This window comes from Streptomyces sp. NPDC107546, assembly GCF_055639175.1.
This window is the reverse complement of record NZ_JBVKBA010000034.1, coordinates 1-19,335: the sequence shown is the minus strand read 5'-3', so window position 1 is coordinate 19,335 and position 19,335 is coordinate 1. Positions and strand designations below refer to the sequence as shown.

19 protein-coding genes are annotated in these 19,335 nt (G+C 72.9%); 7 read left to right on the top strand and 12 right to left on the bottom strand.

What is annotated here, in order from left to right; all coding sequences use genetic code 11:
* Position 1: 1 nt before the first annotated feature.
* The 5 genes from ACZ7L1_RS32640 to ACZ7L1_RS32620 form a co-directional block, all read right to left on the bottom strand.
* Positions 2–1,060: a hypothetical protein gene (locus ACZ7L1_RS32640; protein WP_471442358.1), complete on the bottom strand. Its 1,059-nt coding sequence runs from the start codon at positions 1,058–1,060 to the stop codon at positions 2–4.
* Positions 1,057–1,968, bottom strand: coding sequence for a COG1470 family protein (locus tag ACZ7L1_RS32635; RefSeq protein WP_471442356.1), 912 nt, complete (start codon positions 1,966–1,968; stop codon positions 1,057–1,059). Before ACZ7L1_RS32635 ends, ACZ7L1_RS32640 begins: the two co-directional genes overlap by 4 nt.
* Before the next feature lie 27 nt (positions 1,969–1,995).
* Positions 1,996–2,694: an LPXTG cell wall anchor domain-containing protein gene (locus ACZ7L1_RS32630; RefSeq protein ID WP_471442354.1), complete on the bottom strand. Its 699-nt coding sequence runs from the start codon at positions 2,692–2,694 to the stop codon at positions 1,996–1,998.
* Positions 2,695–2,920: 226 nt separating this feature from the next.
* Positions 2,921–3,463 carry an ATP-binding protein gene (locus ACZ7L1_RS32625; RefSeq protein ID WP_471442352.1) on the bottom strand — a complete coding sequence of 181 codons (543 nt, stop codon included), beginning with the start codon at positions 3,461–3,463 and terminating at the stop codon, positions 2,921–2,923.
* Positions 3,464–3,718: 255 nt separating this feature from the next.
* Complete coding sequence (locus tag ACZ7L1_RS32620) at positions 3,719–4,087, bottom strand: STAS domain-containing protein (protein ID WP_103837661.1); 369 nt, start codon at positions 4,085–4,087, stop codon at positions 3,719–3,721.
* A 251-nt stretch (positions 4,088–4,338) separates the two neighbouring features.
* Here ACZ7L1_RS32620 and ACZ7L1_RS32615 point away from each other — a divergent pair, with 251 nt between their 5' ends.
* Entirely contained in the window at positions 4,339–5,259 is a 921-nt protein-coding gene (locus tag ACZ7L1_RS32615) for an RNA polymerase sigma factor SigF (RefSeq protein WP_471442350.1), read from the top strand.
* Positions 5,260–5,586: 327 nt separating this feature from the next.
* Positions 5,587–7,143, top strand: a complete 1,557-nt coding sequence (locus tag ACZ7L1_RS32610) for a ricin-type beta-trefoil lectin domain protein (RefSeq protein WP_471442348.1) — start codon at positions 5,587–5,589, stop codon at positions 7,141–7,143.
* A 14-nt stretch (positions 7,144–7,157) separates the two neighbouring features.
* Here the strand turns inward: ACZ7L1_RS32610 and hutI are convergent, their stop codons facing one another.
* The 4 genes from hutI to hutU form a co-directional block, all read right to left on the bottom strand.
* Positions 7,158–8,333 (bottom strand): imidazolonepropionase, encoded by a 1,176-nt coding sequence (gene hutI / locus ACZ7L1_RS32605; protein WP_471442346.1) that lies wholly within the window; start codon positions 8,331–8,333, stop codon positions 7,158–7,160.
* 62 nt (positions 8,334–8,395) lie between these two features.
* Positions 8,396–9,736: a formimidoylglutamate deiminase gene (locus ACZ7L1_RS32600; RefSeq protein ID WP_471442344.1), complete on the bottom strand. Its 1,341-nt coding sequence runs from the start codon at positions 9,734–9,736 to the stop codon at positions 8,396–8,398.
* Positions 9,727–10,944, bottom strand: coding sequence for an allantoate amidohydrolase (locus ACZ7L1_RS32595; protein WP_471442342.1), 1,218 nt, complete (start codon positions 10,942–10,944; stop codon positions 9,727–9,729). The genes ACZ7L1_RS32600 and ACZ7L1_RS32595 overlap by 10 nt, the downstream gene beginning before the upstream one ends.
* Positions 10,941–12,605, bottom strand: coding sequence for a urocanate hydratase (hutU, locus tag ACZ7L1_RS32590; RefSeq protein WP_471442340.1), 1,665 nt, complete (start codon positions 12,603–12,605; stop codon positions 10,941–10,943). The genes ACZ7L1_RS32595 and hutU overlap by 4 nt, the downstream gene beginning before the upstream one ends.
* A gap of 143 nt (positions 12,606–12,748) precedes the next feature.
* On the opposite strand from hutU, the gene ACZ7L1_RS32585 reads away from it, so the two are divergent.
* The 5 genes from ACZ7L1_RS32585 to ACZ7L1_RS32565 all read left to right on the top strand — a co-directional run bounded on the left by ACZ7L1_RS32585 (position 12,749) and on the right by ACZ7L1_RS32565 (position 16,613).
* Positions 12,749–14,161, top strand: coding sequence for a type III PLP-dependent enzyme domain-containing protein (locus ACZ7L1_RS32585; RefSeq protein ID WP_471442338.1), 1,413 nt, complete (start codon positions 12,749–12,751; stop codon positions 14,159–14,161).
* Between the two features lie 234 nt (positions 14,162–14,395).
* Complete coding sequence (locus ACZ7L1_RS32580; protein WP_471442336.1) at positions 14,396–14,794, top strand: hypothetical protein; 399 nt, start codon at positions 14,396–14,398, stop codon at positions 14,792–14,794.
* Positions 14,791–15,657, top strand: a complete 867-nt coding sequence (locus tag ACZ7L1_RS32575) for a transcriptional regulator (RefSeq protein ID WP_471442334.1) — start codon at positions 14,791–14,793, stop codon at positions 15,655–15,657. The genes ACZ7L1_RS32580 and ACZ7L1_RS32575 overlap by 4 nt, the downstream gene beginning before the upstream one ends.
* Positions 15,658–15,700: 43 nt before the next feature.
* Positions 15,701–16,222, top strand: a complete 522-nt coding sequence (locus ACZ7L1_RS32570) for a roadblock/LC7 domain-containing protein (RefSeq protein ID WP_471442332.1) — start codon at positions 15,701–15,703, stop codon at positions 16,220–16,222.
* 16 nt (positions 16,223–16,238) lie between these two features.
* A complete protein-coding gene (locus tag ACZ7L1_RS32565; protein WP_366028320.1) occupies positions 16,239–16,613 on the top strand; it encodes a roadblock/LC7 domain-containing protein in 375 nt (124 codons plus the stop codon).
* Between the two features lie 207 nt (positions 16,614–16,820).
* Here ACZ7L1_RS32565 and ACZ7L1_RS32560 read toward each other — a convergent pair whose 3' ends face one another.
* From ACZ7L1_RS32560 to ACZ7L1_RS32550, 3 genes are all read right to left on the bottom strand, one after another.
* Positions 16,821–17,405, bottom strand: coding sequence for a hypothetical protein (locus ACZ7L1_RS32560; protein WP_471442330.1), 585 nt, complete (start codon positions 17,403–17,405; stop codon positions 16,821–16,823).
* 104 nt (positions 17,406–17,509) lie between these two features.
* Positions 17,510–18,352: a MurR/RpiR family transcriptional regulator gene (locus ACZ7L1_RS32555; protein WP_471442328.1), complete on the bottom strand. Its 843-nt coding sequence runs from the start codon at positions 18,350–18,352 to the stop codon at positions 17,510–17,512.
* 216 nt (positions 18,353–18,568) lie between these two features.
* On the bottom strand, positions 18,569–19,324 hold the full coding sequence (locus ACZ7L1_RS32550; protein ID WP_471442422.1) for a helix-turn-helix domain-containing protein: 756 nt from the start codon (positions 19,322–19,324) through the stop codon (positions 18,569–18,571).
* Positions 19,325–19,335 lie beyond the last annotated feature (11 nt).

Below are 19,335 nucleotides of genomic sequence, written 5' to 3'. Positions count from 1 at the left end.
CTCACGTGTTTCCCTTCGTAGGGGTCGCCGGACCGTCCTCGTGCGGTGCGCAGAGCCGGCCGCTCGCCGCGGTCCCCGGATCCGTGTCCGGGGTGAACCACGGCAGCGCCGAAGTGGGGCTGGTCCTTGCGGGAGCGGGCGGTTTCGGCAGGGGCAGGGCGACGCCGGGCAGCCGAAGGCCCCGGTGGCGTAGCACCGCGCCGCGCGGCCTGACCCGGTCCACGACCGCCATGCCGACGCGGAACACGGCCGCCGGCACGACCAGGCAGACCAGGACCCAGAAGACGGTCACGCCCCAGGGCCGGGCGACACCCCAGGGCTGCTCCGCGAGGACCTTGCCGCCGTACTCGAGGGAGACCGTGTAGTCGCCGTGGGCGCCCGCCGTGAGCTCCACCGGCAGCCTGATCTCCGCCTTCCGGCCGGGCGCGACCGTGCCGTGCCACTGGCGCTCGTCCCACTGCGGCGCGAACACGCCGTGCGAGGTGCCGACCCGGAAGACGGGATCCTTCACCGGCGACGAGCCGACGTTGCCGACCGTGAACACGAGCGTGCGCTTCGGCGGTGCCCCGAACCAGGTCAGCAGTCCACTGGAGCCGTCGAGACGGGTGTCCGTCAGCACCGACAGACGTCCGGCGGCGGACTGTGCGGGCAGCGGCTTGACGGCGTGCCCGGCGACCTGGAAGGCCGCGTCGGTGGTGGCCCCGGCCCCGGTGACGGTGGCGACGTGCACCACGCAGGGGCACGGCGCGGGCGGCTCGGCCACCGGCAGCTTCCTGCTGAAGTGGCCCCGCGCGTCGGTCGTGACGGCCCGTCCGTCCGCGTTGGCGCAGGAGTTGGTGCCGCCGATCACTCCCCGGGACGGCGTGGCCTGCCCGCAGATGAGGATCATCAGCAGGATCTTCGCCCGCCAGCCGCTGCCCGACACGGTGACCGCACCGCCCGTGCCCGCCTGGGACACGGACAGCTCGACGGCCGGTTCGCCGGCGCCCCAGGCGGTCGCCGCCAGGGGCACAAGGAGGAGCGCCAGCACCGCCACCAGTGCGGCGATGCGCCCCTTCACCTCGGCGCCCCCGTCAACTCGGCTGCGGGCCACGGTCGTTCGCCGGTCAGCCGGTCCGGCGGCCGGTGCCTGCGGCGCCGTACGACGACACCGGCGACCGCAGCCGCGAGCAGCCCCGTCCCGCCGCCCGCCATCGCGCCCCACGGCACGAACCGCGCCGATGCGGCCCCGGAAGCGTGTGCCCCGCCCGCCGCCGTGACCTCGACCCGGACGTGCACCGCGTCGAGCACCGGGTGGTGCGGCCACGGCACGGTGAGCCGGACCCGGCGGCCGGGCGGCAGGTCGAGGGGCAGGGTGCGCTCGGGGCGGTCCAGGACCCGACCGAGGACACCGTAGGCCCGCACGGCGAGCCTCGGGGTCAGCACGGTCGTACCGCGGTTGACCAGTTCGTAGCAGATCCGTCCGCCGCGCACCGCCACGTGCTCCACGGTCAGCGCGGACAACGCCGGTCCGACGACGCGGAGTCGCAGGCGTACGGCGGTGGAACGGCCGCCCGTGCTCGCCACGATCGAGCCCGGGTGGTCGCCGGGTGCCGCTCCCGCGGGCACCGCCACGGTGAACGGCACGTCGGCGCGGGTACGGGCGGGCACGGTCACCACGACGGTGCGCACCGGGATCCGGTGCCCTCCCGTCGTGCGTGCGAAGGCGATCCAGGGGCCGGAGTCCCCCGGCGCCCCCCGTGCCTCTTGGGCGCCGCTCAGCCGGACGGTCAGCGGCCGCCCGCCCGGGTTGCGCACCGACACCGCGTCCTCGAGGACCGTCCCGGGCTCGCCCTCCGCGTACACGTACGGCCGCCCGCCCGCACCGCTCAGGGACCAGCCGGCGTCGGCGACTGCGGGCGCGGCGACCAGCGGGCTCGCACAGGCGACGGCGAGAGCGAGAGCGGAGGCGGGGCGGAGGTACGGCATGGCGGCTCCAGTTGGTACGGGGGCGGCTCAGTGGCGTACCGCCTGGTTGCGACGGGTCAGCCACAGCACCCCGGCCGCGCCGGCGAGCAGGACGGTGCCGCCGAGGGTGCCGAGGGCGACCACGGAGTCCTCGGGTCCGGTCTGCGGTAGTTGCCCACCGGATGCCGTGCCGCTCGCGCCGGAGCCGCTGGGGGCGGAACCGGATGTGCCGCCGCCGGCCGCCGTGACGTCGAGGGTCAGGGACGGGCCCGGGTGGTTGGCGGGCGTGCACGTGGTCGTCGTACCGAGCGCCTTGATGGTGAGCACACCCGCGGTGAAGGTGACCTTGCCGGTCTTCCCGGGCGTGTACGTGCCGCTCAAGTCGCTGATCTTGATGGGGGTGTCGGCGGGGATCGCCGCCTGGTTGGCCGGGCCCGTGACCGTCAGGGTGCCGCTCTCGGCGCCGCCCAGCACGATCGTGGCGCTCGGGTTCATCGCGCCCTTGCCCAGTTCGACCGGGCTGGAGGAGACGCCCTTCTGCCAGGACATGGTGATCCTGTAGCCGCTGCCGCTCTTGACGCCCTTGATGTCGATGGGCGAGACGGCGCTCTTGTCGCCGATCGGCGTCCTGCACTGGTAGTCGACGTCCACGACGTCGGCCCGGGCCGCGGGAGCGGCCATCAGGACCGCCGAGCCGGCCAGGGCAGCGGCGGACGCCAGCGCCGCGCTTCGCTTGTGGTACGACACGGTCCCTCATTCCTGACGGCACATCAGATCGGCCGTCAAGGTACGCCCGGGGCCGTGGGGAGGGAAGACACAGTGCGCGCGGGATCCGTGACGATCCGGCACGCGAGGCATGTCACACGAAGAAGGGTTCGAACCGCGGGTAACCAGAGGTCAGCCACCCACGAGGCGACCGAGCGGAGTCACGCGGGCGCGCGGAACCGCGTCATGCGAGGCGCGCCGAGCCGCGTCACGCGGGCGCGCCGAGCTCCGCCCACACCGTCTTGCCGGCGACGCCGGGGGACCTGACGACGCCCCAGTCCAGGCAGAGCCGCTGCACGATGAACATCCCATGACCGCCGGGGCGTCCGGCGCGGTGCGGGGTGCGCGGGGCGGGCTGGCCGGAGCCCCGGTCGGAGACCTCGATGCGCAGCACCTTGTTGTCGCACGCGATACACAGCTCTTCGGGACCCTCGGCGTGCAGGCACGCGTTGGTGACCAGTTCGGAGACGACGAGCAGCACGTCCTCGGCCGCGGCCCGCTGGTCGGCGGTGGCGGCGGGCAGCCAGCCCCATGCGTACAGCGCCTGGCGGGTGAAGTCGCGGGCGAGCGGAACGACACCGCTCTCGCCCGCGAAGCTCATCCTGCGGACCTGCCGACCGGAGGCGGGCGCCGCCTCCCCGGGCGCGCCTGAGGAGGCGCCCTCGCCCGACGGGCCCTGCGCGGGCGTCCCGGAAGCGCCGCTGGGCTCGGGGCCGCGGTCGCCCGGCGAGTAGGGCCGGGTGGTGCTCATCAGCGCTTCACCTCACCGATTCACCAGTTCACGATTCAAGACTCAGTACGGGGGTCGACGTCGTATCCGTCGATTGTTGCTCGCGCCGTGCGTTCGAGGCACTTTTCTTGCGGGTTTCGCCCTCGCTGCCGACATGGTCAGCATGTCTCCTGCCCGACCGGACCGCTGGAACACCCACGGATTCGGCCGGGGATCTGTGACGCGCGTAACGTGCTGATAACGCGGAGGGATCCGGGACGCGAACCATCGGCGGTGTCACTCGGCCAGCGCCGCGTCCAGCGTGTCGTGGACGGTGAAGACGGCGTCCGCCCCGGTGATCTCGAAGACCCGGGCCACCACCGGCTGCATCCCCACGAGGTGCACCCCACCGCCCGCGGACTCGGCCTTCAGCCGGGCGGAGAGCAGGACGTTCAGCCCGGTGGAGTCGCAGAACTCCAGCCTCGAGCAGTCGACGACCAGGCGTGAGAACCCCTTCTCGAGGCAGTCCTCGAGAGGTTCACGCAGCAGGTCGGCGGTGTGGTGATCCAACTCACCCGCCGGAGTCACGACGGCACTCGTGCCTTCTTGTCGCACCTCGACCAGAAGCCGGCCCGACTGTGCGCTGCCGACCGTCCCGCGGTCCATGCCGTCTCTCTCCCGACCGTCGTGGTTGATGCTGGACGCCCTCGAACATTACGCCCTCTGTGCGCCTCTCGACACCCGAACAACCCTACCAATTCGGACATTTCATCACAGTACGCACTTGCGAACGGTCAACGAAAGCGGGTAGGCCTAGTACAGACACCTATTCAACACGGCCGGCTTTGGAGGGCGCCGCACACCGCAGTGCACATATGGGCATCGGCGGCCATATGCCGACAACGATGGAGGACATCATGTCACCCCGGCTCGACGCATCGCAGACCCAGAGGGCGACGTCGACACCCCCCCTGGAACGACCGGACCACGGCTACGGCCTGGCCGACCGCGAAGGCCCCACCGGGCCCGACGGCCTCGCCGATCTACCGGAGATCCCCCCGTACGACGAAGTGGGACCGGTCGACGCCCGGGCCCTTTCCAAGACGCTCTTCGAGAGGCTCGAGTCACTCGAAGAAGGCACGCACGAATATTCGTACGTGCGCAACACGCTCGTCGAACTGAACCTGGCCCTGGTGAAGTTCGCCGCCTCCCGCTTCCGCTCGCGCAGCGAGCCGATGGAGGACATCATCCAGGTGGGCACGATCGGCCTGATCAAGGCCATCGACCGGTTCGAACTCAGCAGAGGCGTCGAGTTCCCCACCTTCGCGATGCCGACGATCGTCGGTGAGATCAAGCGCTTCTTCCGCGACACGTCCTGGTCGGTCCGGGTCCCGCGCCGGCTGCAGGAGCTGCGCCTCGACCTGGCCAAGGCCGGCGACGAACTGGCCCAGAAGCTCGACCGCGCACCCACCGTGGCCGAGCTTGCCGAGCGCCTCGGCATCTCCAACGAGGAGGTCGTCGAGGGCATGGCCGCGTCGAACGCGTACACGGCCAGCTCCCTCGACGCCCAGCCCGAGGAGGACGACTCCGAGGGCGCGCTCGCGGACCGCATCGGCTACGAGGACCACGGACTCGAGGGCATCGAGTACGTCGAGTCGCTGAAGCCGCTGATCGCCGAACTTCCGCAGCGTGACCGGAAGATCCTCTCGCTGCGCTTCGTGGCCAACATGACGCAGTCGGAGATAGGCGAGGAGCTGGGCATCTCGCAGATGCACGTGTCACGGCTGCTGTCCCGCACCCTGGGACGCCTGCGGAAGGGACTCACCGTCGAGGAGTGAGTCCCGCCGCGGTGGGCAGCGAGTGAGGCCCACCGCGATGCGCGGTGAGTGACGCCCGCCACGTGGCACCTGCCGAGTGGTACCAGCCGCCCGGTGTCCGGCCGAACCCCAGAACTCGGCCGGGCACCGGGCGACTTGCGTTCGACCGCCACCTCACAGATCGTTCCCCGGCCGTTCATCACCTGCTCACAACGTGTTCCCCGGTTACCCGCGGGAACCCCTTTTCCCGCAGAGTGACTTCCCTCACTATGGTCACCCCATACCGGCCGGTACGTCTGGGTTCCAGACGCGCCCGCCGACACACGCGGGCTGCGAGGAGGCAGCGGGATGACCGGGGCGGAGCGGGACGACGACGATGACGTCGAGGCCGGCGGCGGCATGCACGGTACGGTGCCCGACGCCCGCCTCACCGATCTGCTGAGGACTGACACCCCGACCGCGTATCCAGCTCTGCGCGAACTACGCATGCGCCACCGCACTCCTGTCCTCGGCTACGCACGGCTGTGCACGGTCGACGAGACGGCGGCCCGGCAGCTGACCGCGCAGGCGTTCGCGCTCGCGGCCCGCGACACCGCCCGCGGCACCGACCCGCGCGGCCCCTGGCGCCACCAACTCCTGCTGCTCGCGGGCCGGGTGACCCAGTCGTGGGCGACGGACGAGCGCGCCGCCCGGCTCGATCCGGGGCTGCTCACGCATCTGCGCGCGGCCGGACCCGAGGGCGTGGTCCCGGCGATGCTGGCGGCGTTCCAGGCGCTGCCTGTCCGGGTGCAGGGGCTCATCTGGTACGGCGTCGTCGACCAGGAGCCGCCGGAGCGCACGGCGGTCCTGCTCGGACTGTCCCCGCAGGATGTGGCGTACGACATCGAACCGGCTTTCAAGGCACTGCGCGAGTCGGTCCTGAAGACCCGGCTCGCCGGCTCGGGCAACCCCCGCTGCCAGGACTTCCGGCGGCTCATCGAGGAGTCGGTGCGCCCCGACAAGCCGCGCTACAGCGCCGATCTGCACGCCCACATGGCCTACTGCGTGCACTGTGCCACCGCGTACGAGGAGCTGTCCCACCTGCGGGACGCCCCGCGTACGGCACTGGCGGAGGGGCTGCTGCCGTGGGGCGGCGCCGCGTACGTGAGGGGCGACGCGGAGGAGCAGAGCGCGGCCGCCGCGGCCCGGCTCGCCGACTGGTGGCCGTCGCGGCGGTTCGCGCTGGCGGCGACGGCCGTGGGCGTGGCGCTGGCTCCGCTGCTGGTCTACCTGATGACCTCGGGTGGTTCGCAGCCGGCGCGGGCCGCGAGCGAGATCCGCAGGCCGACGCCGCCTGCGGTGACGGTGACGGCGACGGTCTCGGTGACGCCGTCGTCCTCGCCCTCCCCGTCCCCCTCCCCCACTCCGGCGACGACGTCGCCGAGCCCGACGCCGGCGCCCTCGCGCACGGCGACCACGCACCCGGCGTCCCCGAAGCCGAAGCCTCCCGCCGCGCATCCGCCGAACGGCACGTACGCCCAAGTCGTGAACGTCGCCTCGGGTCTGTGCCTGGACATCCGCGACGGGGTGATGGACCTGGGCACGGACGTCATCACCGCCCCGTGCACGTCGTCCCCGACGCAGCGCTGGCGCGTCGACACGGCGCGCGGCGTCCTGCAGTCGGCCGCCGACCCGGCCTTCTGCCTGGACAGCCGCGGCTCCACCTACCGGGGCGTCGGCATCTGGGAGTGCTCCTCGGTCGACGGCCGCAACGGGCAGAACCTGCGCTTCACGGTCGACTCCCGCGGAGTGATCCGCCCGGCGATCGCTCCCGACCACGCGGTCACGCCCTACGGCGGTGACACGGTGGTCCTGATGCCCGACCAGGGCGGCGACGGCCAGCGCTGGAAGGCGGGGGCGGCCTGACGGCTGCCTGAGTCCTAGGCGGCCTTCCGGCCCCTCCGCCAGACCTCGGCGACCAGGGGCACGCCCGGGCGGTAGGCAAGGTGGACGTGGCTCGGCGCGTCGAGGATCGCCAGGTCCGCGTAGGCGCCCGGGGTGAGGCGGCCGATGTCCGTGCGGCGCAGGGCGCGGGCGCCGCCCGCCGTGGCCGACCAGAGCGCCTCGTCCGGGGTCATACGCATGTCCCGCACGGCGAGGGCGATGCAGAACGGCACGGAGGACGTGTAGGAGGAGCCGGGGTTGCAGTCGGTGGACAGGGCGACCGTGACGCCCGCGTCGAGGAGGCGGCGGGCGTCGGGCCACTCCGCGCGGGTGGAGAACTCGGCGCCCGGCAGCAGGGTGGCGACCGTGTCGCTGTTCGCGAGGGCGTCGACATCGGCGTCCGTCAGGTGTGTGCAGTGGTCGGCGCTGGCCGCGCCGAGTTCGACGGCGAGCTGCACGCCCGGGCCGTACGACAGCTGGTTGGCGTGGACCCGCGGGTGCAGGCCCTTGTCCCGGCCCGCGGTGAGGATCGCGCGGGCCTGGTCGCCGTCGAAGGCGCCCTTCTCGCAGAAGACGTCGATCCAGCGGGCGTGCGGTGCGCAGGCGTCGAGCATCTCGCCGGTGACCAGGGCCACGTAGGCGGCCGGGTCGTCGGCGTAGTCGGGGGAGACGATGTGGGCGCCGAGGTAGGTGACCTCGTCGGTGTGCGCGGAGGCGATCCGCAGGGCGCGCTCCTCGTCGTGGACCGTGAGGCCGTAGCCGGACTTGGTCTCCAGGGTGGTGGTGCCCTGGCGGAGGGCCTCGGTGAGGTGGCGGACGAGATTGGTCTCCAGTTCCGCGTCCGTCGCGGCCCGGGTCGCGGCCACCGTGGTGCGGATGCCGCCCGCCGAGTAACCGCGGCCCGACATACGGGCGTTGAACTCCTCGGTGCGGTCGCCCGCGAAGACCAGGTGCGAGTGGGAGTCCACGAAGCCCGGGATCACCGCGCGGCCGCCGGCGTCGACCCGATTGTCGGTGGCGGGTGCTTTGCTTGACTCACCGATCCAGCAGACGCGGTCGCCGTCGATGACGAGGGCAGCGTCCCGGATCAGTCCGAGGGGGGAGGAGTCACCGAGGGAGGGGTCGTTGGTGACCAGGCCGGCGATGTTGGTGATGACCGTGCTGCTGCTCATGGGTTCCTCGTGGGTGGCCGGGCCGTCGGCGGGCGGCGTCGCGGACGTGTGGCTTCGGGTCGTCAGGCGCGCAGGGCTTCGACGGCGTCCGCCAGCGCCCGTGGCACGTCCGGTAGGAGCAGGTGGGCTCCGTCGCGGACGACGTGCCGGCCGCCCACGACCGTATGGCGCACATCCGCTGCCGTCGCGGCGAATACGGCCGTCTCGGCGCCCAGCCGTGGCAGGGGCCCCGCGGTCCTGACCGAGTCGAGCGCGATCGTCGTGAAGTCGGCGAGCGCGCCCGGCTCCAGGACGCCCGCGCCGTCCCAGCCGAGCGCGGCGTGCCCGTCGGCGGAGGCGGCCCGCAGCAGGGCGGCCGCCGTCCAGTGGCCGCGGGTGCGGGTGCGCAGCCGCTCGTTCAGCTCCATCGCGCGGGCCTCCTCGAAGAGGTCGATGACGGCGTGGCTGTCGGAGCCGAGAGACAACGGCGAGCCGGCCGCCTGCAGGGCCGGGGCCGGACCGATGCCGTCGGCGAGGTCCCGCTCGGTGGTGGGGCACATGCAGGTGCCGGTGGCGGTGGAGCCGATCAGCCGGATGTCCTCGTCCGTGAGGTGCGTGTTGTGCACCCCGGTGGTGCGCGGCCCGAGGACGCCGTGGTCGGCGAGGAGCCGGGTCGGGGTGCGTCCGTGTGCCTGCCGGCAGGCGTCGTTCTCGGCCGTCTGTTCGGAAAGGTGCACATGCAGCGGGGCCCGCCGCTCCTGCGCCCAGCGCGCCACCGTCTCCAACTGTTCGGCGGGCACCGCCCGTACGGAGTGGATCGCCGCACCGATCCGTGCGTGATCGCGTTCCTTGAGAACTGAACAGCGTTCGGCCCAGGCCTCGGCCGTGCCGTCGGAGAAGCGGAGCTGGTGGGTGTTGGGCGGTTGTCCGAAGCCGGAGGACAGGTAGGCGGTGTCGAGGAGGGTGATACGGATGCCGGCCTCGGCGGCGGCCGCGATCAGCGCCTCCCCCATGGCGTTGCGGTCGGCGTAGGGGGTGCCGCCGGGGGCGTGGTGCACGTAGTGGAACTCGCCGACGGCGGTGACCCCGGCCAGCGCCATCTCCGCGTACACGGCACGGGCGAGCGCGTGGTACGTGTCCGGGGTCAGTCTGTCCGCGAACGAGTACATGACCTCCCGCCAGGTCCAGAAGGTCCCCGAGCCGATCTGGACGGTGCCGCGCAGGGCGCGGTGGAAGGCGTGGCTGTGGGCGTTGGCGAGCCCGGGGAGGGTCAGCCCGCGCAGGACCTCGGCGCCGGGCGGTGGCGCGTCGACGCCGGTGCGGACCGCGGTGATGCGCCCGTCGGCCACCTCCAGGGCGACGCCCGGTTCGACGGCCGGGTCGAGCCAGGCGTGCTCCAGCCAGTACGTCCGTGTCACCTGCACACCAGCCCTTCCAGTACGTCGGCGAGTGCGGCCACCCCGGCCAGGCAGTCGTCCTCGGCGGCGTACTCGGCCGGGGAGTGCGACACGCCCGTGGGGTTGCGCACGAACAGCATGGCGGTCGGGATGCTCCCGGAAAGGATCCCGGCGTCGTGTCCCGCCCCGGTGCCGAGGACGGGCACGGCCAGGTCGGTGTCCCGGCCGAGGATGCGCGCAAGTTCGTCCCGCAGGGCGTGGTCGAACTGGACGACCGGCGTGAACGACTCGCGCACGACGTCCAGATCGACACCGTGCGCCTCGGCGTACTCCCGGGCCGCCTTCTGGATGCCGCCGACCACGGTGTCCAGGCTCGCCTGGTCGGCGGCACGGGAGTCGAGCCAGCCACGGACGAGGGACGGGATCGCGTTGACCCCGTTGGGCTCGACGGCGATCTTCCCGAAGGTGGCCACGGCACCGGCGAGTTCGGCCTCGCGACGGGCGGCGAGCACGGTCTCGGCGTACGGCAGCATGGGGTCGCGCCGGTCGACGAGGCGGGTGGTGCCGGCGTGGTTGGCCTCGCCCCGGAAGTCGAACCGCCACCGCCCGTGGGGCCAGATGGCACTGGCGACCCCGACGGGGTTCCCGCCGATGTCGAGCGCCCGCCCCTGCTCGACGTGCAGCTCGACGAACGCGCCGATCCGGCCGAGCCGCTCGGGATCGGGCCCGATGGCGTCGGGGTCGTACCCGGCGGCCTCCATGGCCCGCGGCAGGGTGACCCCGTCACCGTCGGTCAGCCGGTGGGCCTGCTCACGGGTGAGCTGCCCGGCGGCGAGCCGCGACCCGACGCAGGCCAGCCCGAACCGGGCGCCTTCCTCGTCGCCGAAGTTGACGATGCCCAGGGGCTTGGCGAACCGGACCTTCCTGCTCCGCAGCTCGTCGAGCGCGGCGAAGGCGGACACGACCCCGAGTGGTCCGTCGAAGGTCCCGCCGTCGGGCACGGAGTCGAGGTGGGAGCCGGTGACCACGGCGTCCCCCTGGGCGGGGTCCCCGAGCCAGGCCCACTGGTTCCCGTTCCGGTCGACCTCGTGGACCAGCCCCCGGGCTTCGGCCTGCTCCTCGAACCAGGCCCGGCACTCGGCATCGGCGCCGGTCCAGGCGAAGCGGCGATAGCCGCCGGAAGCGGAGTCGCGGCCGACCGGCAGCAACTCCGCCCACATGCCGTGGAAGCTCACGCGTCGTCACCCTCGCGCATCGGCACCCGCACGCCCCGCTCCTCGGCGACGGACTCCGCGATGTCGTACCCGGCGTCGACGTGCCGGATGACACCCATCCCGGGGTCGTTGGTGAGGACCCGGCGGATCTTCTCGCCGCCGAGCTCGGTGCCGTCGGCCACCGTCACCTGCCCGGCGTGGATGGACCGGCCCATCCCCACACCACCACCGTGGTGGATGGACACCCACGACGCGCCGGACGCCACGTTGACCATGGCGTTCAGCAGCGGCCAGTCCGCGATCGCGTCCGATCCGTCGAGCATCGCCTCCGTCTCGCGGTACGGCGAGGCGACGGACCCGCAGTCGAGGTGGTCACGGCCGATGACGATCGGCGCGCTCAGCTCCCCGCTCGCCACCATGTCGTTGAACCGCTCACCGGCCTTGTCCCGCTCCCCGTACCCGAGCCAGCAGATACGCGCCGGAAGCCCCTGGAAGTGGACCCGTTCACGGGCCATCTTGATCCAGCGCGCGAGGGACTCGTTCTCGGGGAAGAGCTCGAGGATCGCCTTGTCGGTCTTCGCGATGTCCGCCGGGTCGCCCGACAGCGCCGCCCACCGGAACGGGCCCTTCCCCTCGCAGAACAACGGCCGGATGTAGGCGGGGACGAACCCGGGGAAGGCGAACGCCCGCTCGTAGCCCGCGAGCTGTGCCTCGCCGCGGATCGAGTTGCCGTAGTCGAAGACCTCCGCACCGGCGTCCATGAAGCCGACCATCGCCTCGACGTGCCGGGCCATCGACTCGCGCGCACGGGTGGTGAAGCCGGCCGGGTCCTTGGCGGCGTAGGCGGCCATGTCCTCGAAGGTGACGCCGACCGGCAGGTACGAGAGCGGGTCGTGGGCCGAGGTCTGGTCGGTGACGATATCGATGGGGGCGCTCATGGCGAGGAGCTGCGGCACCAGCTCGGCGGCGTTGCCGAGGACGCCGATGGACAGCGGACGGCGGGCGTCGCGCGCCTCGACGGCCAGCTGGAGCGCGTGCTCCAGCGAGTCGGCCTTCACGTCCAGGTACCGGTGCTCGATACGGCGCTCGATGGCCCGCGGGTCGCAGTCGACGCAGATCGCGACGCCGTCGTTCATGGTGACGGCGAGCGGCTGGGCGCCGCCCATGCCGCCGAGGCCGGCGGTCAGGGTGATGGTTCCGGCCAGCGAACCACCGAACTTCTTGGCGGCGACGGCGGCGAACGTCTCGTAGGTGCCCTGCAGGATGCCCTGGGTGCCGATGTAGATCCAGGAGCCGGCGGTCATCTGCCCGTACATCGTCAGGCCGAGGGCCTCCAGGCGGCGGAACTCCTCCCAGTTGGCCCAGTCGCCGACGAGGTTGGAGTTGGCGATGAGGACGCGCGGCGCCCACTCGTGGGTCTGCATGACGCCGACGGGGCGGCCGGACTGGACGAGCATCGTCTCGTCCTGCTTGAGGGTCTTCAGCGTGCGGACCATCGCGTCGAAGGAGCGCCAGTCGCGCGCGGCCTTGCCGGTGCCGCCGTAGACGACGAGCTTGTCGGGGTGCTCGGCGACCTCGGGGTCGAGGTTGTTCTGCAGCATCCGCAGGGCGGCCTCCTGCTGCCATCCCAGGGCGCTCAGTTCGGTGCCGCGGGGCGCTCGGACGGGGCGGGGTCCTGACATGGTCTGCCTCCTGGTGGACGGCGTCACGCGGCGGGGGCGCGCGGGACTGTTGCAGCGGTTATTCACATCCTGGCTTCCTGAATAGAACTAGTCAATACGTCCTTGCGCCAGCAGGGCGGGGGCCGGGATGTTTGGCTGGAGGCATGACCGCAGACAGTGGCACGGGGACGGGGGACGCGGTGGGCGTGGCGAACATCGAGACAGGGGGACGCGGCGACGGCCGCGACGCCGAGCGGGTGGCACGGCGGGACGACGCCGTGCGGGCCGCCGTCGAACACGGGCTGCCGGGGCCGGACACCCCCCTCGTCGGCCTGCTGGACGTCGTGGGCATCCGGGACTCGGCGGCGGCGCTGCGGGCGGCCTTCGACGCGGTGGTGGCGCCGGGGACGCCGGTGCTGCACGCGTTCGCGGTCAAGGCGACCCCGCTGGTGCCGGTGCTGCGGCTGCTGCGCGAGGCGGGCATCGGCGCGGAGGTGGCGAGCCCGGGCGAGATGGCGCTGGCCCGGGCGGCCGGGGTGGCGCCGGAGTGCATCGTGCTGGACTCGCCCGCCAAGACGGCGGCCGAGCTGCGCCAGGCGCTGGAGCTGGGCGCCGCCGTGAACGCGGACAGCCCCCAGGAGCTGGCGCGGCTCGACGAGCTGGTCCGCACGGTGAGGACGGACTCCCCGCTGGGGATCCGGGTGAATCCGCAGACCGGGGCCGGTTCGATCCAGGCGCTGTCGACGGCGACGGCCACCTCGAAGTTCGGGGTGGCGTTGCGGGACGAAGGGGCGCGCGAGTGGGTGGTCCGCGCCTATGCGGAGCGGCCCTGGCTGAGGCGGCTGCACGCGCACTCCGGCTCCCAGGGGGTGCCGCTGTCGCTGATGGCACGGGGTATCGCGGAGACGTACGCGCTCGCCGAGGAGATCAACCGGCACGTCGGGCGCCGCCAGATCGACACGATCGACATCGGCGGCGGGCTGCACGTCAACTTCGGTTCCGATGTCACGACGCCGACGTACGCGCAGTACGCGCGGCTGCTGGCGGAGGCGGTGCCGGGGCTGTTCGACGGGCGGTACGGACTGGTCACGGAGTTCGGTCGGTCGCTGCTGGCCAAGCACGGGACGCTGGTGGCGCGCGTGGAGTACACCAAGAGGGCGGGCGGCCGGGCCGTCGCGGTCACGCACGCCGGGGTGCAGGTCGCGGTGCGGACGGTGTACGCGCCGGCGTCCTGGCCGCTGCGGATCGCCGCCTACGACGCGAAGGGGCGCCCCAAGGAGGGACCCGAGGTGGTGCAGGACGTGGCGGGACCGGCCTGCTTCGCGGGCGACCTGCTGGCCGAGGCGCGGGCGCTGCCGCTTCTGGAGCAGGGCGACCACGTGGCGGTGCTGGACACCGGCGCGTACTACTTCGCGCACCACTACGCCTACAACTCCCTTGCCCGGCCGGCGGTGTACGGCTACGCGCCGGACGGGGACGGCGGGATCCGGTTCGCCGTCGTACGGGAGCCGCAGTCGGTCGAGGAGATCGTGGCGGAGTCGGGCGGGGGGCGCGCGGGAGCACTGTCGGAGCTCTGAGGAAACCGCGCGCCTTCCCCAGCGCCCCCTCCGGTGTGCAGGCGGCCCGCAAATCCGCACGTCAGCGAGGAGGAGCCCTACTCGCGCCCAACATCCCGGCAAACAGGGTCAGTTGACCCACCTTAGTGGCCCCGCGCATGTTCCACTGGAAAATGCCAGATCCCTCACCCCTCGCGCACACGTTGCGTAGCGTCTGTGTCACTCAGCCGTACCCGAGGCGGGAGGGGAGCCGCTGTGCCCGGAATCGACGAGTGTCTGCTGGAAGCCATGCGCCTGCCCGGCGCCCGGGGTGCCGCGGTGGTCGACTGGACGAGCGGGCTCGCGCTGGGCACGGTCGGGGAAGCACCCGGCGGTGACCACGAGACGACGGCGGCGGAGGCGGCGGAACTGGCCCGGCTGGCCGCCGAACACCGCGCGTTCGCCCCGGAGGGGGACGCCGACTGGTCCGAGGACGCCTGCCCGGTCGAGGACCTGATCATCGCCAACCGGGACAGCTACCACCTGCTGCGGTTCGTCCCGACGACCTTCGACAGCAGCGTCTTCCTGCACCTGTGGCTGGCGCGCGAGGACGGCAACCTCGCCCTCGCCCGCATCCGGCTCGGCGAGATGGCCGGACGGCTGGTGCTGGGATGACGACGGTCAGAGTGCCCTCACCGCCCCCGCTGCCGGTACGGCAGGGGACGCGGATCCCGGGCGGCGGCCTGTCCCCCATGCTCAGCCGGCTCGCCGCCGAGCGGGCCACCGGTGTGCTGATGCGCGAGGGCGGGATGCTCCACCTGTCCGAGGGCCAGGTGGTGTACGCGGAGAGCCCGGCCACCCCGGGCCTCGACAGCCTGCTCATCGCGCACGGCGTGCTCGACGAGGAGGGCTGGCGGGAGGCGCTCGCGCAGGCGGGGCCGCAGGGGCTGGTGGGCCGGTTCCTGGTCGACAGCGGCCGGATCGTCCAGGGAGCGCTGGAGCTGTGCCATCTTGGGGCGCTGTTCGACGCGGCGTACTTCGTGCTGGGCCCGAGCAGCGCCCCCGCCCGCTTCCGCTACGGCGAGGCCCACTGGCTGGGGCCGGTGCACCCGGTTCCGGTGACCGCGGTGGAGCGGGAGACGCTGCGCCGCCGGGAGCTGCTCCACACCATCTGGCCCGACCCGGCGATCGACGAGGCCCCCTTGGTCCGCGCCGACCGCCCGACGCTCCCGACCGTCACGCCCCGCCAGGAAGCCGTACTGGGCCGCGTCGACGGAACCCGAACGGCGGCGGACATCTCACGGGCACTGGGCCGCCCGGCGTTCCACACGCTCGTGGACATAAGGCGCCTGGCAGCGGCGGGGTTCGTATCGGCCCGCACCGCCGCGCCGGCACCAGCGCCACCACCCACACCGGCACTGACACCGGCGCCGGCGCCGGGCGACACACCACCCGCACCCGTCGAAGAGCTGCCGCCCTACCAAGACCCCCACATCACCTTGCTGAAAAGGCTGAGAGATGCGCTGGAGGCCCTTTGACCGCCCCGCGCGGCAGCGACCTCGCGCCGAGAGGAGACAGCTGATGACAGCCGAGGCGGACGTCCTGGACGAACTCCGCCGACTGAGATCCCGCATCCCCCAGCTGACCGGCTCCCTCGCCGCCAGCGTCGACGGACTCGTCCTCGCCCAGGACGCGCCCGGCGTCGAACCGGAAGGCGTCGCCGCGCTGACCGCGGCCGCGCTGGGCGTCGCCGTACGGCTGGCGCAGGCGACGGGACAGGGCGAGTTCCGCGAGGTGCTCGTCCGCGGCGTCCACGGCTACGTGGCCACGTACGCCGCGGGCCGCAACGCCGTCCTGACGGTACTCGCCGAGGACCGCGTCAACGTCGGCCGGCTGCACCTGGAGGGCCGCCGTGCCAGCGCCCGGATCGGCGAGCTGGTCGACGAGGCCGCCGCCCGCGCCGAGCCGCCGCCGCAACCCCCCGCCCCATGGACCCCCACCCAGCCCCCACCCACCAGGCCCGCACCCACGCGGACCCGCACCGCGCGCACCCCCGCGAGCCCACGCCCGGCCGCGAACGCGCGTACCACCACCGAAAGTTGAAAGGACTCATCCCGAAATGGCCAACACCGAAACCGCGCTGAAAGAGGCGCTCGCCTCCATCGAGGGTGCGACCGGAGTCGCCCTGGTCGACTACACCAGCGGCATGGCGCTGGGCACGATGGGCGGCAGCAAGAGCTTCGACCTCACCGTCGCGGCCGCCGGCAACACCGACGTCGTACGGGCCAAGCTGCGCACGATGGAGCACCTCGGGCTCAAGGCCCAGATCGAGGACATCCTGATCACGCTGTCCGACCAGTACCACCTGATCCGGCTGCTCACCGGCCGCGGCGGCAACGGCCTGTTCCTCTACCTCGTCCTGGACGCCAAGCGGGCCAACCTGGCGATGGCCCGCCACCAGCTGAGGAAGATCGAGGAGGAACTGGAGGTCTGACGCTCCGCCCGGCCGCTCCCCGCGCCAGTGCCCGACAGGGGCGCTAGTGCTGTGTCCGGAAAGGTTCACCGGCTCGCGACGCCCGGCACGGCACCTCGCCGCGTTGTCGCATCGCCCGAGTACATCCAGTACGCGGGCGACGCTCCGCCGTGCGATGCACCGCACCGGACGCGGCGAGCCTTCCGGCAGACCTTTCCGGCCACAGCACTAGACCAGCTCAGCGGTACGGCGGCGCGCCCCGCCCGGGGCCGCGTCGCCGGCCGCGATGCCGGTGCTGCGGTACCCCTTGACCGGCTTGCCCGCGGGGCCGCCGCCCCGGCGGCCGAGCCAGTCGACGCGCACCCACAGCAGTACGTCGTCGGCCTTCTCCCGCCGCCCGAGCCAGACGGCCTTCAGGCACAGCCCGGCGCCGGTTCCGGCCAGCAGCATGCCCCCGGCGGCGGGCACCGCGAAGGAGCTGACGAGCGCGGCGGCGAAGGCGGCGAGCAGCCACCAGCGGTGCCCGCGCCGCCAGGTGCGGACGGTGACCGCTCGGTCCTGGAGGACGTCGTACTTCCCGGCGCGGGCGGCAGCGCCGGCGAGGGCGGCGTACCGCTTGCGGCGGGAGAAGGCGACGACGGCGGTCGCCACGATGAACAGCGCGGCCCCGGCCAGGACACCGATCCGGCGTCCGGTCACACCCGGCACGAGCATCGCGATGCCGGTCGCGAACACTCCGAGCCACCACAGCGGTGCTGCCCCCGCCCGCACGACGACGGCCACCCGAGCCAGTCCCTGTCCTCCGCGCACCACGTCCGGCCTCCCGTCTCCTCCTGTGAAGCGCCTCAGTGCACGGAGGCTAGCGAGGGAACCTGAGACGAGTCTGAAAAACCCCGTGCCAAGGCGTGCGGCTCGGGCTACTCGACGAACAGCCCCCGGGCCGCGGCCCGTGTGTCGAACTCCTCCAGGCGTGCCTGGGCGTCCGGCAGGTCGTCGCACATCGCTTCGAGGAGGACCCGCCCGAGGAGCATCGGGGCACAGGCCGTGTCGAAGGCGAGGCCCGTGCCGACGGCGGCCGGCAGCAGCAGGTCGGACGCCTTGGCCACGGGCGCGAACGCCGAGTCGGCGACCGTGACCACCGTCAGGCCCGCCTCCCTGGCATACGCCAGCGTGTCCACGACCTCGCGTGGATGCCGGGGCAGCGCGAAGCAGAGCAACGCGCTCGCGCCCGCCCGGACGGCCGCGTCGATACGGTCCTGGAGCATCGTGCCGCCCTCGTCGAGCAGGCGGACGTCCGGGTGGACCTTCGCCGCGAAGTACGCGAAGCCGTACGCCTGGGAGGCCGCGGCGCGCAGGCCGAGCACCGGCAGGGGGCGCGAGGCGGCGAGGATCCGGCCGGCCTTGTGCACCGGCTGCGGGTCGGCCAGCGCCTCCGCCAGATGCCTCAGGTTCTCTATCTCGGCCTCAACGGCCTGCTGGTACTCGTTGTACGCCCCGGCCCCCGCCGTCTGTTCCGCGGGCGCGACCTCGCGCAGGTGCCGGCGCAGCGCCGGATAGCCGTCGAAGCCGAGAGCGACCGCGAAGCGGGTCACGGACGGCTGGCTGACCCCGGCGAGTTCGGCCAGCTCCACGCTCGACAGGAACGGCACGTCGGCGGCCCGTCGCACCATGCTGTGCGCGATGCGCCGCTGGGTCGGCGTGAGCCGGTGCCCCTCGAAGAGCGCCTGCAGCCGTGAGGCAGGGCTGTCGGCCACGCTCATGACGTCCTCCCCCTCCCAGGGTCCGTGATCACCGCCCGACTATTCAAGCACCGAGAGCCCTGCATGGCGATATGCAAGCCGGCCGTCCGCCCCGCGCCCGACACGGCCCCGATTCCCCTCCCTGTCCCGAGCCGCGAGCCGGCGAGCCCGCGATGCCATCGGCTCGGGAGGACGGATCCGGCGCGGCACCACTGACCGCGGTCGTCAAGCGGCTTCCTATCCGCGGTCCGAACGTGGCGTGGCCGCCCGGTCCGAGGTCGTTTCCGGTTGCGTGTGGAGGATCTCGCGGGCCTGGTCCGCTGCGCGGGCGAGGCTCTCGGAGACGAAGTCGAGGAAGCGGGCGGTGTTCTCGAGGCGGGCGCCGGCCGGGGTGCCGGGGCGGAGGATGCCGACGCCCTGCCGTGCGGTCTCGGCGACCTGGGCGGTGGCCCGGGCGCTGGACATCATCGCCTGGTACATCACCTCGTCGTCGACGACATAGCGCTCGCGGCGGCGTTCGTCGCGTTCCCGGCGGACGAGGTCCTGGCTCTCGAGGTACGCGATGGCCTTGGAGACGGACGCCGGGCTGACCTGGAGGCGCTGGACGAGTTCGGACGCGGTGAGGCTGCCCGTGTCGCTGATGGTGAGGCAGGCCATCACCCGCGCCATCATCTGGGGCGTGCCGGACTGCATGAAGACGGTGGTGAGCGTCTCCTCGTACGCGCGTACGGCCTCGGGATCGCGTCCGTAAGCCTGCGGGGGCGCCTCCGCACCGCGGGGCGCGGCCTGCCTGCGGCGCTGGGCGCGGCGTTCGGTGGCGCGGTGGGCGAGGTCGGCGCGGTAGGCGGTGGGGCCGCCGTTGCGCATGACCTCGCGGGTGACGGTCGAGGTCGGACGGTCGAGACGTCTGGCGATTTCCGCGTAGGCGAGCCCGTCGGCCAGCCCCAGCGCGATCTGCTGGCGTTCCTGCTGAGTGAGCCTGCCGCCCGGCATCGCGGCCTCCT